The sequence below is a fragment of the Bradyrhizobium sp. UFLA05-125 genome, assembly GCF_059803515.1.
The window spans coordinates 256069-270251 of the sequence record NZ_JBANBJ010000002.1 but is presented as its reverse complement, the minus strand read 5'-3'; the positions used below and the strand labels follow the sequence as shown (position 1 = coordinate 270251).

The window sequence follows — 14183 nt, the reverse complement described above, 5'->3', positions numbered from 1 at the left end:
TCATTCGAACGATGGCACGGAGTGTCCCCAACCATGAGCTCACCGCAGATCCGTCGCGCAGACCGCGCCATGTCGCACGAGCGGATGCTGGAGATGCTGGCACAAGGTTATAGTGGCCGTCTCGCGACAGTCAGCGAGGACGGTTTCCCCTACTGCATCCCGCTGCTCTATCTCTGGATCGACAACGAGGTGTATCTGCACACGACAGGTGCCAGAGGACATCTGCGCACCAACATCGAGCGGGACCGGCGCGTCTGCTTCGAGATTGATGAGCACGACGGTGTCTTCGACTATGGCCGCTTTGAATGCGATTCCGGTCTCGCCTATCGAAGCATATGCCTGTTCGGCCGTATCAGGGTCGTAGACGACAGGGACGTCAAGCAGCGGTTCTGCGAGGCGTTGATGGTCAAATACGGCAAGCCGGAAACAACGCGCCCCAAGGGATTCTTTCCGCGGCTCGATCTCATTACCGTCTATGCGATCACCGTTGAGCGCAGCACCGGCAAGGAGACTTCGATGCCGCCGCGTTCCGAACAATGGCCCGCAAAGGATCGGACGAAAACACCGAACGCCTCGTTCCCCGCGGACGGCCCCTAACCCGCCAGATACCGCTCGTAGCTGCCCGTCACCGGCTCGTTCGTGTCGATGTCCGGGTCGAGCGTATAGAGATCCTGCGCGCGGCCGATGCCACGCAGCGCGTAGCGGCCGGTCGAGACGAGATAGCGGCGACCCGCCGCATCGAGTCCCGCGTAAAACTCCGCCGATGCGAGCAGCTCGCGATCGACCGAGCGGCTCATCGAGGCGATGCGGCTGACCTCGTTGACCGTTGGCCCGACAACCGTGAAATCGAGCCGGTCCTCGCTGCCGATATTGCCGTAGAAGACCTCGCCGACATGCAAGCCAATATAGGCCGAGGTGGTCGGGCGGCCGTCGGCGGCCCGCTTCGCATTCAGCGCCACGATGTTCTTGCGGAATAGATGCTCGGCCCGCAGCGCCGCGCGGCGGGCACCCGCCATGTCCTCGCCGGTGAACATCGCGAGGACGCCGTCGCCGATCAGCTTCAGCACGTCGCCGCCGGCTTCGTAGATCGCATCGATCACGGCCTGTGCGTAGTCGTTGAGGAACGGAATGATCTCGTCGGGTCCGATGCTCTCGCTGATCCCGGTCGAGCCGCGCAAGTCCGAATACCAGAGCACGGCGTTGATGCGCTCGGTGACACCGCGCGAGATGCGCCCGCGCAGCACCTGCTCGGAAGCATCACGGCCGAGATAGACGCGCCCAAGCGTGCGCACGATATCGACCTGCTGGGCGGATTTGACCGTGAGCCCCAGCACCGGCACGAGATCGCGCAGCGCCGCGAGCTCGCTCTCGGCAAAGCCCTCGGGCCGCCGCGTCGTCCAGTAGGAATACAGGCAGTCCATCTGGCCGAGCGCGCCGGACTCACCGAAGCGATGCACGAAGGCGAGGATATGCCGGTGGCCTTTTTCCGCGAGCTCGCCAATTTGCGAGAAGTCGAGCGATGCGGCGCCCGCGAGATCGAGCTGCATCTCGTCCTCGCCGTGCTCGAGCAGATGATAGAATACCGAACGGCGCCAGTTCTTGGCCGGATCGCCCTCAGCCGTCGATCCATACTCGAAGACGTCGCTCTCATTGGACGGCACATCGCTCCAACGGAAGGCGCGCCCCTCATAGATCGGGTGCAGCGTGTCGATGACGACGAGCCCGCGCGACAGCTCGATCCCTTCGCCGCGGCAGCGCTCGCAGAAGCCGCGCAGCATCTCGATCTCGGGCAGTCCGGTGAGCCCCTGGACGGTCAGCCAGTTGATCAGTTCGAGGCGGGAGGTCAATTCCATGGGGCATTATAGCCGCACCTTCGTGACGGACGAAAGGCGGGCCTCACCTCGCGCAGCATCCCGCATGCCGCAGATCGAATATGCCCTCGGCGGTGTTGACGCCGCCCGCGCCGCGGAGGCAAAAGCGGATTGATGTTACCGATGCCGGCGACGACGAGAAACGCTGAGATCAACGCAAGCACATGAGCCAGCGACAGCTTCCGGTCATTCTGGCGCTCGGCACCACACAGACCCTGGCCTGGGCTTCGAGCTATTACCTGCCTGCCATCCTCGCCGATCCGATCGGGCGCGATCTCGGCGTCTCCTCCAACTGGATCTTTGGCGCCTTCTCCGCCTCGCTGGTGATCTCGGCCATGCTCGGCCCGCGCATCGGGCGGCGGATCGATCTCGTCGGCGGACGGCAGGTGCTGTCGGCCTCGAACCTGACGATTGCGGGCGGCCTCGTGCTGCTCGGCTTCTCGACCTCGGTGCCGATGATGGCAATCGCCTGGCTCGTGCTCGGCATCGGTATGGCGCTCGGACTCTATGACGCTGCCTTCGCCGCGCTCGGACGCATCTACGGCACCGAGGCGCGCGGCTCGATCACCGGCATCACGCTGATGGCGGGATTTGCCTCGACCGTCGGCTGGCCGCTGACGGCCTGGGGCCTTGCGCATATCGGATGGCGCAACACCTGCTTTGCCTGGGCGGCCGCCCACATCCTGATTGGCCTGCCACTCAACCTCCTGATGCTGCCGAAGGTGAAGGGCGCCAAGGAGGCGGCGACGAGGGCCGTCAAGCCGCATATCCCGCTCGACCGCACCATGATCCTTCTGGCCCTCGTCTTCGCCGCGGCCTGGACCGTCACCGGCGCGATGGCGGTGCATTTCCCGCGTATCCTCGAGGCCACCGGCGCGACCCCCGTCGAGGCAATTGCCGCGGGCGCCTTGATCGGGCCGGCGCAGGTCGGCGCGCGGGTTCTCGAGGCAAGCTTTCTGAGCCGCTTTCATCCGCTGTGGTCGACGCGGCTTGCCTGCATCACCCATCCGATTGGAGCCGCCGTGATCGCCATCTTCGGCGCAGCCGGCGCGATCGCCTTTGCGCTTCTCCACGGCTCGGGCAACGGCGTTCTGACCATCGCGCGCGGCACCCTGCCGCTCGCGATCTTCGGGCCGAAGAATTACGGCTACCGGCTCGGTATCATCGGCGCGCCGGCGCGCATGGCTCAGGCGGTGGCCCCGCTCGCCTTCGGCCTTTTGATCGACGTCATGGGCAGCAAGGTCCTGATCGTGTCCTCGGCGCTGAGCCTCACTGCGCTCGCGGCACTGTTCCTGATCCACCCCGAACGCCGGTCCTCTTGAGGCCCCTTCCCTTCGCGGCTGCTTTCGCGCAAAAGCAAGGCATGACCGACGACACCGAGCCCTCAGGCACATTCAAGCGTCTCTCGCGATGGGCGACCACGCCGCCGCAGGCCTATGGCGTCTATCTCGCCGCCGTGGTGCTGGTGTTCCTGCTGTCGTTCTATGCCGGCAGCCTGAAGCCGAAGAAGGCGCCGGAGGACGGACCGCCGCCCGTGACGGCGCCCAGGAACTGATCGAGCGCTGATCAAGCGCTGATCAGGCCGGCTTCGCCTCACCAGTCGCGATCCAGATGCCGGCAAACACCGCCACGAGGCCGATCAGAAGATTGGGGGTGACCGGCTCGCCGATCAGGAGCGCCGCGAGCACCGCCGCGGCGATCGGGTTGACCGTCATCGTGTTGGCGACACGGGTCGGCGTAGCGAGCGCGAGCGCCCGGACCCAGAGGATGAAAGCGAGTGCTCCGCCGCCGATGCCGAGATAGACGCCGGCGATCCACTGCGCGGTCGTGAAATGATCGAGCGCTGCGAAGCTGCCGCGCAAGAGGCCGACCAGCACCAGGGCGACAGCCCCTGCCCCCATCCCGACCGTCAGGAAGCCGAGCGCGCTCGAGCGCTGCATCAACGGGCGGGACCACACGTTGTAGAAGGCCATGCAGAACACGGCCGCAACTCGCCGCGCCAGGCTCCGGGCGGGCTTTGCGCCAGGCCCGTCGCGAGCGCGGCCACGACGCCAACCACGGCAACGCCGACGCCGAGCGCCTTGCGCGCCGTCAGGCGCTCGAGGCCAAGGAGCGCGCCGACCACCATGGTGTGAAGCGGAAGCGTTGCAAGCGCAAGGCTAGCCCGCGCCGCGGTCGTGTAGGAGATCGCGATGTTGTAGAGGATGAAGAACAGGCCGAAGAAGCTGAGGCCGAGCAGCAGAACCGCCGGCAGGTCGCGCCCCATCGGCCATCGCACGCGCAACAGCAGCGCAACCGGCAGCAGGCAGACAAATCCGATTCCCCAGCGCAGGACCGCGAGCAGGATCGGATCTGCACCACCGACGAGGTAGCGCGTGATCGCCGCCGCGGTGCCGCCGATGCTGCTGGACAGAAGCGCGATCGCAACGCCCGCCCATTCGCCCAAGCCTGCTCACTCCCATCGCGAAGCCAGTTTGGCGGACTGTTAGCAGCGTCCTGCTGACAGCATGGTGGCAGCAGCCTCATCCGCTGCCAGGGCGACTTCAGTCGTAAAACTCCGGCGCCATCTTCAGGCTATCTCGCTGCGCCTTGTCGTGGTTGATCCAGAGCTGCGCTTTCTCCTTGGCAAGCACGTCGGCGATTTTCTGCATCGAAGCAAGCGTCTGGTCCTTGCTGGTATTCATGCTGGGCACCACGCGGTTGCCCCAGTTGCTTTTGAAGTGCACGGCGTCGCCGGACAGCACTACCGCGCCGGTTTTCGGCAGTTTCACCAGCAACGACTGGTGGCCCGGGGTATGGCCGGGCGTTGCGAGAATGGTCAGGCTGCCGTCGCCGAACACGTCCTTGTCGCCGTCGAGCAACACGACGGGATGTGACGGCTTGAAGCGCGGCTCGTTGTTGGGGCCGGGCCACTCATATTCAGCCCTCTGAACATGAAGGACGGCCTGCGGAAACATCTCGACGTTGCCGGTGTGGTCGGGATGGGTGTGCGACACCGCCATCCATTTGATGTCGCTCGGTTTGAGGCCGAGCTGTTCGAGTTGCGCGAGAAGCGTCTTCGGCCGGCGCCAGACCGTCGCCTTCGGGTCGGAGGGAACGAGGCCATTGGGCATCGATGCAACCGCATCCGGGACGCCGGTATCCCAGAGGAACCAGCCCTGGCTGTGCTTGATGAGGTAGCAACTATCGACGAACTCCATCGGCTTGCCCTCATTCATGCCGGGCGTCCAGCGCGACACGTCACTGGTGGCCCCCTCCCCGCAATTGAGGATGTAGAGCCTTTCGACACCGGGCTTTTCCGACTGGGCCGAGGCGGTTTGGGTAAGCAAGGCGAACGCGATGGCGGCAAGAGCGAAGCTGATCCGGAGCATCATTCTGGTTCCTCATTTTTCGGAGGCGACGCGCTGGCGACGCATCCGTGACCGCTCAGAAAACCCCGACCACGCCAGGGAATTCCCGCCCGCCCGAACACGTCAATGTGGGCAGGTTTCCACCTCGACGGTGACATGGCTGAGGCCCTTCAGTCCCGCGAGCCGTTTCTTGTAGACGACCGGCTGCTTGGGCTGGTCTGAGACGAGCGAGACCAGCACGGCACGGTGGCCTGGGCCGACTTGCCAGAGATGCAGGTCGGTGACGCGGTCCTCGCCCACCTCCATGCGCGCGCGGATGACCCTTTCCAGCTTCTCGTCGGCCCTGACGTCGAGCAGCACCGCGCCCGAGGCTTTGATCAGGCCGAACGCCCAGCTCGCAATCACCACGCTGCCGATCAAGCCGACGGCCGGATCGGCCCACGCCCAACCCGAGTACATGGCGACGACGAGCGCGCCGATCGCGAGCACCGAGGTCGCCGCATCCGCCATGACATGGACGTAGGCGGCGCGGAGATTGTGGTCATGATGATGGTGATGATGATGATGATCATGGTCGTGATCGTCGTCATCATGCGCATGGCCGTGATGGTGATGCTCATGGCTGTCGCGCAGCAGCCACGCGCTGACGAGATTGACGCAGAGGCCGAGCACCGCCACCGCGATCGCCTCGCCATAGACGATCGGCACCGGCGAGACCAGCCGCAGCACGCTCTCATAGGCGATCTGGACCGCGATCAGCCCCAGGATGATCGCGCTGGAAAAGGCGGCGAGATCGCCGAACTTGCCGGTGCCGAACGTGAAATGCGCGTTGCCAACGTGCTGGCGCGCGAAGAGATAGGCGAACGCCGCGATCCCGAGCGCCGCCGCATGCGTTCCCATGTGCCAGCCGTCGGCGAGCAGCGCCATCGAGCCGAACAGCGAGCCGGCGACGATCTCGCCGACCATCATGATGAGCGTCAGCGCCACCACGAACCAGGTGCGCCGCTCGTTCTCGTCATGCTTTTCGCCGAGGAACGCATGCTCGTGCGTCCATTGCTCGATGGAATGTGAGTGCATCGGACATATCTCCGAGAAGGAATCCATTTGCCGGGAATATAGGCTCCGGCAGCAGAACTTTCTAAGGCCGATTGCCGGTCAAACCCGCGATTGACAGTCACTCGCAGTTTCGCTGTAATGCGAGGCATGGGGATTTGAGCGATCTCCCCACGAGGCGACATGCCCAAGTATCGCGTCCCGTTCACTCTTTACGAGGACGCATCATGTCTACTTTCACGACGATATCTTCTGACAAATTGGCGCGGCTGATCGGCACGGCGAATGCTCCTGCCCTGATCGACGTTCGAACCGAGGAGGACTATGCCGCCGACCGGCGGCTGATCCCGGGCTCCATCAAGCTCAGCCACGACAAGGTTCCGGATTGGGGCAACGAGTTCGCCGGCCGTTCGGTCATCGTCTCCTGCCTGCGCGGCGAAAAGCTCGCGCAAGGCACGGCGGCCTGGCTCCGGCAACTCGGCGTCAAGGCAGAGACGCTGGAGGGCGGCTTTGAGGGCTGGAAAGCGGCAAAACTGCCGCTTGTCGACACCAGCAAGTTGCCGAAGCGGGATGCCAGGGGTCGCACCGTCTGGGTAACGCGGGCACGGCCGAAGGTCGATCGCATCGCCTGCCCCTGGCTGATCCGCCGCTTCGTCGATCCCAATGCGGTGATCCTGTACGTCGCGCCGTCCGAAGTCGTCGGCGTCGGCGAGCGCTTCAGTGCCGCGCCCTTCGACATCGAGAACGTGTTCTGGAGCCACCGTGGCGCGCTCTGCACCTTCGACGTCATGGTCGAGGAGTTCGGGCTTTCGACCCCGCCCTTGCAGCGGCTCGCGACCCTGGTGCGCGGCGCCGACACCGCGCGGCCCGATCTTGCTCCGGAAGCTCCGGGCCTGCTCGCAGCCTCGCTCGGGCTGTCGCGGATGTTTGATGAGGACCTCGCGCAGCTCGAGGCCGGCATGCTGCTCTACGATGCCTTCTACCGCTGGTGCCGCGACGCCACCACCGAGACCCACAACTGGCCGACCAACAAAGTGAAGGCGTGATGGATACCCGCAATGTCCACGCAGGAGCTGATGCCGGTCACGGCATCAGCTTCAACGAAGCCTTTCGCGTCTGGCTGAGGGTCGCCGTGCTGAGCTTCGGCGGCCCCGCCGGCCAGATCGCTGTCATGCATCGCATCCTGGTCGAGGAGAAGAACTGGATCTCCGAAGGCCGTTTCCTGCATGCGCTGAACTACTGCATGCTGCTGCCGGGACCGGAGGCGCAGCAGCTTGCGACCTATGTCGGCTGGCTGATGCACCGGACGGCCGGCGGGTTGATGGCGGGCGGGCTCTTCATCCTGCCCGGCATCATCGCCATCATGGGCCTCAGCTACGTCTATGCTGCCTTCGGCAATGTCAGCTTCGTCGAGGCGCTGTTCTTTGGCCTGAAGGCCGCCGTGCTCGCCATCGTCCTCGAAGCCGTGGTGCGCGTCGGCAAGCGCGCGCTGAAGAACCGCATCATGATCGCGCTCGCGGGTGCAGCCTTCGTTGCGATCTTCTTCTTCGCCGTCCCCTTCCCGGTCATCATCGTCACCGCCGGCGTGATCGGCTACGTCGGCGCGCGATCCGGCCGGAGCGAATTCGCGCCCGCAGCGCACGGCCATGGCAGCAACACCGCCGTGATCGACAGCATGCTCGGCGAAGCCGCGCCCGATCATATCCGTCCCGACACCGCGCGCGCGATCCGTGTCGGCGCGTTATGGCTCGCACTCTGGCTGATCCCAATGATCGCCCTGCTCGCCGCGCTCGGCGAGGCCAGCGTGTTCAGCCAGATCGCGCTGTTCTTTTCCAAGATGGCGCTGGTCACCTTCGGCGGCGCCTATGCCGTGCTCGCCTATGTCGCCCAGCAGGCGGTGGAGCACTATCACTGGCTCAGCGCGCGCGAGATGCTGGATGGACTCGGCATGGCCGAGACCACGCCCGGCCCCCTCATCATGGTGCTGCAATTCGTGGGCTTCATGGCCGCCTTCCGCGATCCAAATGGGCTGTCGCCGATGCTCGCCGGCACGCTCGGCGGCTTGCTCGCGACCTGGGTCACCTTCACGCCCTGCTTCCTCTGGATCTTCGTCGGCGGCCCCTACATCGAGCTCCTGCGCGGCAACAAGGGCCTTGCCGGCGCGCTCAGCGCGATCACCGCGGCCGTCGTCGGCGTGATCCTCAACCTCTCGATCTGGTTCGCGCTGCACACGTTGTTCCGCAAGACCGTTCCGGTGCACGCATTTCCGCTGTCCTTCGACATGCCGGTGCTGGCAACCGTCGATATCGCGGCGCTTGTGCTCTCGATCGCGGCCGCGACGGCGATCTTTCGCTTCAAGCTCGGCATGCTGACGGTGCTGGCAGGATCGTGCGCCGCGGGCGTGGCGCTGCGGCTGGCGGGAGTGATCTAGGAACTGAGAGAGACGCGGCGTCCACCGCAATCTCAGCCATCGCAGTCGCTGAGTCTGGCCAATCGCAACGGACCGAGCCTGCCGAATTCGGTGACTACCACAGTGCCGAAGCTGTCGCGCACATGGCTCATTTTCGCGTCGGCTACCTCGTCGAGAATCTGACCACCTTGCCGTGAGGGGGCACGATGGCCGGCACCTTCCAGTGCGCCGCATCGCACGGCGCCCGCCAGCCGTTGCGCGCTGGTCGCTGTACCGCAACGAGCAATTCGCGTCGCCGCACCTTCGATGAAGGTGGTGGACCGGGAGCGGCAAGCACCACTTCCATCAGGAGATGGCCGAAGAGTTTGACGATGCATCGCCGACGATCGCGAAGGCCGGCCGCAAACGCACGAGCTTCGGTGCCGTCTCCCGCGCAACCAGCACGGCGAGCACGGTCGTCGACGCGATCAGGATCATCAGCAACGAGACCGGCCAAGTTGCGCCGCCAGTGAATCCCACGACCGCGGCGGAGGCCAACGGAACCAGCCCGCCCCCGATTGGTGCAGCGATCTGGTATCCAAGTGACGCGCCGCTGTAGCGCAGGTTCGACGGGAACATCTCGCTGAGGAAGCTTGCCTGGACGCCGTACATGATGCCATGTCCGACCGACATTCCGATCACGAAAGCAAGCACCACCACGACCGGATCACGCGACGCGATTGCCCAGAAAATCGGGAATGAAAGCAAGATCGCGGCGACGCAGCCGAGAAGATAGATCGGGCGCCGGCCGATGCGGTCCGAGAGTGCGCCAAACAGCGGGATGGTAATCAGCTCCACCGCCGCTCCGAGCGCGATGCTGCCAAGAACCAGCCCCCGAGGCAGTGCCAATGTCGTGACGGCGTAGCTCAGCCCGAAGATGGTCAACACGTAGATCCAGGAGATCTCGGTGATGCGCGCGCCGAGGCCGATGAGAATGTCCTTCGGATAGCGCCTTATGACTTCCCAAACCGGTATGCGCGCGACCTTGCCTTCGCTCACGACGCGCTTGAAATCCGGGGTTTCGTCGATCCGCAGCCTGATGAAGGTTCCGATCGCCACCAGTGCGGCACTCGCGACGAACGGGAGCCTCCAGCCCCAGGACATGAACTGCTGATCATCGAGATAGGCCAGCGCAAAGAACGAGGCGGTACCTAGGCTCATGCCCAGCGGAAAGCCAATTTGTACCAGGCTGCCATAAAAGCCCCGCTTGTGGGGTGGCGAATGTTCGGTGACGATCAGCACCGCGCCGCCCCACTCCCCGCCCACGGCGAGTCCCTGCACCAGGCGGCACGCGACCAGCAGGATCGGAGCCGCGATACCGATGCTGGAATAGGTGGGAAGCAGGCCGATCAGCGTCGTTGCGAAGCCCATGCTCATCAGCGTCAGGATCAGCGGCGCCTTCCGGCCCAGACGATCGCCGAAATGGCTGATGACGATGGCGCCGATCGGCCGGGCGAAGAAGCCGACGCCGATGGTGCTGATCGATATCAGCTTTCCAACGAGCGGATCCTCGGTAGGGAAAAACAGCTTATTGAGAACGAGCGACGCCGCCGTAGCGTAGATTAGGAAGTCGTACCACTCGATGGTCGTACCAATGGCGCTTGCCGCCACGATCGTGCGGATCGACCTTTGGTCGCCTTGTATGGTCGTGCGCGAATTCATTTCACCACCTCCAGCATCATCACCATGGCACCGGCTGTATCCGGCCTCTGACGAAGCCGGCCCGGCTTTGCGACACAATGCCCGTCAGGACGGCGCGGATGAGCGCTCATTGCGAACGATCGCGTCCGGCGAGCGAACCTGTCCAGCGATAAAAGGATTCGGTTCTGAAGGGCGGGAGCCCAGAGGTGGTAACCCGGAAGTGGTGCGGCCGCTTCTCGCCGCTGGAAATGAACCAAAAGCGACAGCGCATCGGAGACGTGTCGCACAACTTCCGCAATGAACGCTGGCGAGAAATGAAAGGCGGCCTCCCGGCCGCCCATAGGCATTATCGCTCATCACGCCGTGCGGCTCTAACTTCCGCTTGTGGCCTTCGCGTCATTTGCTGCGTCTGCTCAAAAGCGGTCGCTATCGAGACTGAAGCGGACATCGATTGGTAGCGAGCACTGCCTAGCTTAGTCGCGAATGACCCCGAGCGGACATCGGTCGGTCCATAGATTTGTACTGAAAAGCTATCTTGCTTGTGCGACCCTATCGTCGACTAAGCGGGCGCAGACATGTGGCGACGGAAATTCATTCTCGGTCTGGTTGGCGCGGTAGCATTCCCGCTGGCTGCTCGCGCCCAGACGCCAAACCGGATCTACCGCCTTGGCCATCTTGCGAGGTTGGCGGACGCCGAAGCCCTTACCCGCCAGACAACCTTGCCGGAACTTGCAAGGCTCGGCTTTGTTGAAGGCCGCAATCTCGTGTTCGACGCGCGTGTCGGCGAGCCGGATTTGATGCCGGCTCTAATGCGCGAGTTGCTCGCCGGCCAACCGGACGCCGTCGTCGCCATTGGCCCCGACGAACTAAGGGCTGCCGGCGCGGCCACTCGGATTGTGCCAATTATCTCTTTCGGTGTCGACCCGATTGAATTTGGTCTCGCCGCTAGTCACGCGCGGCCGGGAGGCAATGTTACAGGGGTCGTCATCTTGGCCGACGACCTTGAGGGCAAGCGACTTTCACTCTTGCTCGAGGCGATGCCTGGCCGCCGACGAATAGCAGCGCTGGTCCCGACCACAAGCGAGGCGAACGAGGCCGCAGTGCGGAAGGCGGCGGCAGGACTTGGGGTCGAATTACTTATATTTCCGACCGCCGCACCGAGCGATTACCCGGCTGCCTTTGCGGCCATGCAGGCCCAAGGTGCACAGGCATTGATAATCGCAGCGAACCCGGGATTTTTTCGGGATCGGAGCCAGCTGGCAGGTCTTGCTCTCGAAGCCCGGCTACCAACAGTGTGCGAATGGGCGGAAATGGCGCATGCGGGGTGTCTGATCGGATATGGCCCCAGCCGCATAGCGCTGCGTAAGCGAATGGCCGACCAGATTGCTCAGATATTTCGCGGCGTCTCGCCCGGAGACATTCCGATCGAGCAGCCGACTGCATTTGAATTCAGCTTGAACCTAAAAATTGCCAAGTCGCTCGACCTCATTATCCCTTCCGTGGTGCTGACACGCGCCGACGAAGTGATCGAATAACGACTTCCGGATTTGGCCCCTCGCGTCATTTGCTGCTTCTGCACAAATGCGGGCGCTATCGGGACCGAAGCGGACATCGATTGGTAGCGAGCCCCGGCTCAATCGCGAATGACCCAGAGCAGACCTTTGCTGGCTTTTCATGCTTCAATTAGAGCTGCGGTGCGACCCGACTGCCGCCGAGCCCGAGCATTGCAAAGGTAACCAAGAAGCAGCGATCTGAAACTGTATCGACATGCGCTCCTGTGATGCTCGGTTTTGTGAGGACGGGGACATGCGCCCTTCGTCCGGCAAGAGCAAGAGATCGGGCATGCCTCTCACGCTGGCACCTTCTACCGCCATTCCCCGTCCTCGATTTTGTCGATTTTGAAGAAATATCGGGCACGGCATTCGTAAGGCTCAATCTCCATTCGTGGTGACACTTAGCACATCTCAGCGACCTCTTATCACTATCTGGCGACCAAGGGAGACTTACATTGCTAGAGACTCGTGAGCACGCGTGGGACCAGTCTTTTGACGTTGTCGTGGTTGGTTCGGGAGCAGCAGGTTTGTCTACGGCCGTCACCGCCGCCCATTCAGGCGTCAGCGTTCTGGTTCTCGAGAAGGGTAGCAGTATCGGAGGGACTACCGCGAAGTCGCACGGGTACATCTGGATCTGCGACAACAGCTATCAACGTTCGGCCGGGATCAAAGATCTGAAGGCCGATGCCCTACGGTACTTGGCGCGGACGTCTCGACCGGCTCACTACGATCCGACACACCCGACCCTTGGACTCGATCCGAACGAGTTCGACCTTCTGGAAGCTTTCTACGACAACGGTAGAGACGCGTTCGCATTCATGGACGAAATCGGGGGACTCAAGGTGCAGCACGCCGAGGGCTTCCCAGACTACAGCACGATTTTACCGGAGGACACGACGGGGCTTAGCCGTACGTTCGCCCCGATCACGTCCGACGGCGAGCCCGGTTCTGGCTCCTCTATGATCGAGCAACTGGCAGGCGCGAGCGGCAGGCTGGGTGTACACATCTTGACCGATCACAGAGTTGAGGACGTGATCATTGACAGCGAGGGCAGGGTCACAGGCGTCTCGGTCGCGACCGCGCGCGGTCGCAGGGCGATCCACGCGCGCCGTGGTGTTGTCTTTGCATCGGGTGGGTTCACTCACGACGCAACCCGACGACGCAACTTTCTGCATGGACCTGCCCTGGGCGGCTGCGCGGCCTTGACCAACGAAGGCGACTTCCACAACATCGCGGAGTCAATGGGCCTCCCGTTGCGCAATATGAATTTTGCCTGGTATTGCCCGATCCCTCTTGAAGCGATGCTCAAGAAGAACCCTGATCCTAAGACGATGTCAATCTTCTCGCCCCAAGGCGACAGCATGCTTTATCTCAACAAATATGGGCATCGGGCGGTAAACGAAAAGGGTTCGTACCATGAGGTTGCACGAGCCATGTTCCGATGGGACCAGCGGCAAAGGGAGTACGCGGATCTGATTCAGTTTCCGATTTGGGACCAGCGGACGACCGATCTTTGCGCGGGTATTGGATATGGCCATTTCATTCCCGCGCTCGGCGATCCACGATGGTCCGAGATCGTGGTCGCTCCCACAATTGAAGGCATTGCCGCTGCCCTCGCTAATCGCTTGGAGAAATTGCGGCCGCAGATCGGTAGACATACTCTCGCAAAAGACTTCGTCGAGCAGGCCAAGAAATCAATCGAACGATTTAACCAGTTCGCGACGACCGGTCTCGACGAGGACTTCGGCAGGGGGAGCGCCCCGATTGACCATGCGTTCCATGCTGTCGCTATGGACCCCAAGGCTTCCGAACGGACCGCGTCCGCCAAGAACACCATGTACCCTCTAGCAGAGAGCGGTCCATACTATGCCACGATACTGGGAGCCGGCACCCTAGATACGAAGGGGGGGCCGAGGACGGATACTTTCGGGCGTGTGATCGATGCTCGAGGGAAGGTGATTCCCGGTCTTTACGGTGTGGGTAACTGCGTCTCTTCTGCCTCGGCAGAGGCCTACTGGGGCGCCGGCGGGACGTTGGGCCCGATCATCACTTATGGTTGGCTCGCGGGCCGTCACATTTCAAAAGCTTGACCTCGTCACGAGGCAACCCTGGCGCAAGACTGCCGCGGGCAGCCTAGCGCCATTTCCCCAATAGTCACACCGGAAACGCGTAAACGGAGACTGACATGTCACGCACGATTAGATTTGTACAGGTCGGAGGGCCTGAAGTCCTGGAGTTCATCGAGGCCCAAGAGCCGCCCCCTAGT

12 protein-coding genes and 1 pseudogene are annotated in these 14183 nt (G+C 63.2%); 8 read left to right on the top strand and 5 right to left on the bottom strand.

Going from position 1 to position 14183, the window contains the following annotated elements:
- Positions 1–33 precede the first annotated feature (33 nt).
- On the top strand, positions 34–597 hold the full coding sequence (locus SO156_RS04710) for a pyridoxamine 5'-phosphate oxidase family protein (RefSeq protein ID WP_498534002.1): 564 nt from the start codon (positions 34–36) through the stop codon (positions 595–597).
- Here the strand turns inward: SO156_RS04710 and SO156_RS04705 are convergent.
- Positions 594–1853: an adenylate/guanylate cyclase domain-containing protein gene (locus SO156_RS04705; protein WP_498534001.1), complete on the bottom strand. Its 1260-nt coding sequence runs from the start codon at positions 1851–1853 to the stop codon at positions 594–596. The genes SO156_RS04710 and SO156_RS04705 overlap by 4 nt on opposite strands.
- Between SO156_RS04705 and SO156_RS04700 the strand changes: the two genes are divergently transcribed.
- From SO156_RS04700 to SO156_RS04690, 3 genes are read left to right on the top strand one after another with little or no spacing between them, the layout of a single operon-like run.
- On the top strand, positions 1852–1986 hold the full coding sequence (locus SO156_RS04700) for a hypothetical protein (protein ID WP_498534000.1): 135 nt from the start codon (positions 1852–1854) through the stop codon (positions 1984–1986). The two genes, SO156_RS04705 and SO156_RS04700, sit on opposite strands and share 2 nt — an antisense overlap.
- A gap of 49 nt (positions 1987–2035) precedes the next feature.
- Positions 2036–3193 carry an MFS transporter gene (locus tag SO156_RS04695; RefSeq protein ID WP_458146118.1) on the top strand — a complete coding sequence of 386 codons (1158 nt, stop codon included), beginning with the start codon at positions 2036–2038 and terminating at the stop codon, positions 3191–3193.
- 41 nt (positions 3194–3234) lie between these two features.
- The gene (locus SO156_RS04690; RefSeq protein ID WP_458146117.1) at positions 3235–3426 is read left to right on the top strand and encodes a hypothetical protein; all 192 of its coding nucleotides are present in this window, start codon (positions 3235–3237) and stop codon (positions 3424–3426) included.
- A 22-nt stretch (positions 3427–3448) separates the two neighbouring features.
- On the opposite strand, the pseudogene SO156_RS04685 reads toward SO156_RS04690, so the two are convergent.
- The 3 genes and pseudogenes from SO156_RS04685 to dmeF all read right to left on the bottom strand — a co-directional run bounded on the left by SO156_RS04685 (position 3449) and on the right by dmeF (position 6298).
- Positions 3449–4317, bottom strand: a pseudogene (locus SO156_RS04685) (DMT family transporter).
- A gap of 97 nt (positions 4318–4414) precedes the next feature.
- Positions 4415–5245: an N-acyl homoserine lactonase family protein gene (locus tag SO156_RS04680; protein WP_498533999.1), complete on the bottom strand. Its 831-nt coding sequence runs from the start codon at positions 5243–5245 to the stop codon at positions 4415–4417.
- Between the two features lie 99 nt (positions 5246–5344).
- Positions 5345–6298 carry a CDF family Co(II)/Ni(II) efflux transporter DmeF gene (gene dmeF / locus SO156_RS04675; RefSeq protein ID WP_458146114.1) on the bottom strand — a complete coding sequence of 318 codons (954 nt, stop codon included), beginning with the start codon at positions 6296–6298 and terminating at the stop codon, positions 5345–5347.
- Positions 6299–6501: 203 nt separating this feature from the next.
- Here dmeF and SO156_RS04670 point away from each other — a divergent pair, with 203 nt between their 5' ends.
- Positions 6502–7320 carry a chromate resistance protein ChrB domain-containing protein gene (locus SO156_RS04670; RefSeq protein ID WP_498533998.1) on the top strand — a complete coding sequence of 273 codons (819 nt, stop codon included), beginning with the start codon at positions 6502–6504 and terminating at the stop codon, positions 7318–7320.
- Positions 7320–8705 carry a chromate efflux transporter gene (gene chrA / locus SO156_RS04665; protein ID WP_498533997.1) on the top strand — a complete coding sequence of 462 codons (1386 nt, stop codon included), beginning with the start codon at positions 7320–7322 and terminating at the stop codon, positions 8703–8705. The genes SO156_RS04670 and chrA overlap by 1 nt, the downstream gene beginning before the upstream one ends.
- Before the next feature lie 324 nt (positions 8706–9029).
- On the opposite strand, the gene SO156_RS04660 is transcribed toward chrA, so the two are convergent.
- Complete coding sequence (locus SO156_RS04660) at positions 9030–10385, bottom strand: MFS transporter (RefSeq protein ID WP_458146111.1); 1356 nt, start codon at positions 10383–10385, stop codon at positions 9030–9032.
- A gap of 554 nt (positions 10386–10939) precedes the next feature.
- On the opposite strand from SO156_RS04660, the gene SO156_RS04655 reads away from it, so the two are divergent.
- Together SO156_RS04655 and SO156_RS04650 are read left to right on the top strand one after the other, a co-directional pair.
- Positions 10940–11899, top strand: a complete 960-nt coding sequence (locus SO156_RS04655; RefSeq protein ID WP_498533996.1) for an ABC transporter substrate-binding protein — start codon at positions 10940–10942, stop codon at positions 11897–11899.
- Positions 11900–12420: 521 nt separating this feature from the next.
- Complete coding sequence (locus SO156_RS04650; RefSeq protein ID WP_498534054.1) at positions 12421–14007, top strand: FAD-dependent oxidoreductase; 1587 nt, start codon at positions 12421–12423, stop codon at positions 14005–14007.
- Positions 14008–14183 lie beyond the last annotated feature (176 nt).

Excerpts from the sequence above, each read along its gene's own strand:
- SO156_RS04710 (WP_498534002.1), top strand. The coding sequence starts at position 34 with ATGAGCTCACCGCAGATCCGTCGCGCAGACCGCGCCATGTCGCACGAG.
- SO156_RS04700 (WP_498534000.1), top strand. The coding sequence starts at position 1,852 with ATGGGGCATTATAGCCGCACCTTCGTGACGGACGAAAGGCGGGCCTCA.
- SO156_RS04705 (WP_498534001.1), bottom strand. The coding sequence starts at position 1,853 with ATGGAATTGACCTCCCGCCTCGAACTGATCAACTGGCTGACCGTCCAG.
- SO156_RS04695 (WP_458146118.1), top strand. The coding sequence starts at position 2,036 with ATGAGCCAGCGACAGCTTCCGGTCATTCTGGCGCTCGGCACCACACAG.
- SO156_RS04690 (WP_458146117.1), top strand. The coding sequence starts at position 3,235 with ATGACCGACGACACCGAGCCCTCAGGCACATTCAAGCGTCTCTCGCGA.
- SO156_RS04680 (WP_498533999.1), bottom strand. The coding sequence starts at position 5,245 with ATGATGCTCCGGATCAGCTTCGCTCTTGCCGCCATCGCGTTCGCCTTG.
- dmeF (WP_458146114.1), bottom strand. The coding sequence starts at position 6,298 with ATGCACTCACATTCCATCGAGCAATGGACGCACGAGCATGCGTTCCTC.
- SO156_RS04670 (WP_498533998.1), top strand. The coding sequence starts at position 6,502 with ATGTCTACTTTCACGACGATATCTTCTGACAAATTGGCGCGGCTGATC.
- chrA (WP_498533997.1), top strand. The coding sequence starts at position 7,320 with ATGGATACCCGCAATGTCCACGCAGGAGCTGATGCCGGTCACGGCATC.
- SO156_RS04660 (WP_458146111.1), bottom strand. The coding sequence starts at position 10,385 with ATGAATTCGCGCACGACCATACAAGGCGACCAAAGGTCGATCCGCACG.
- SO156_RS04655 (WP_498533996.1), top strand. The coding sequence starts at position 10,940 with ATGTGGCGACGGAAATTCATTCTCGGTCTGGTTGGCGCGGTAGCATTC.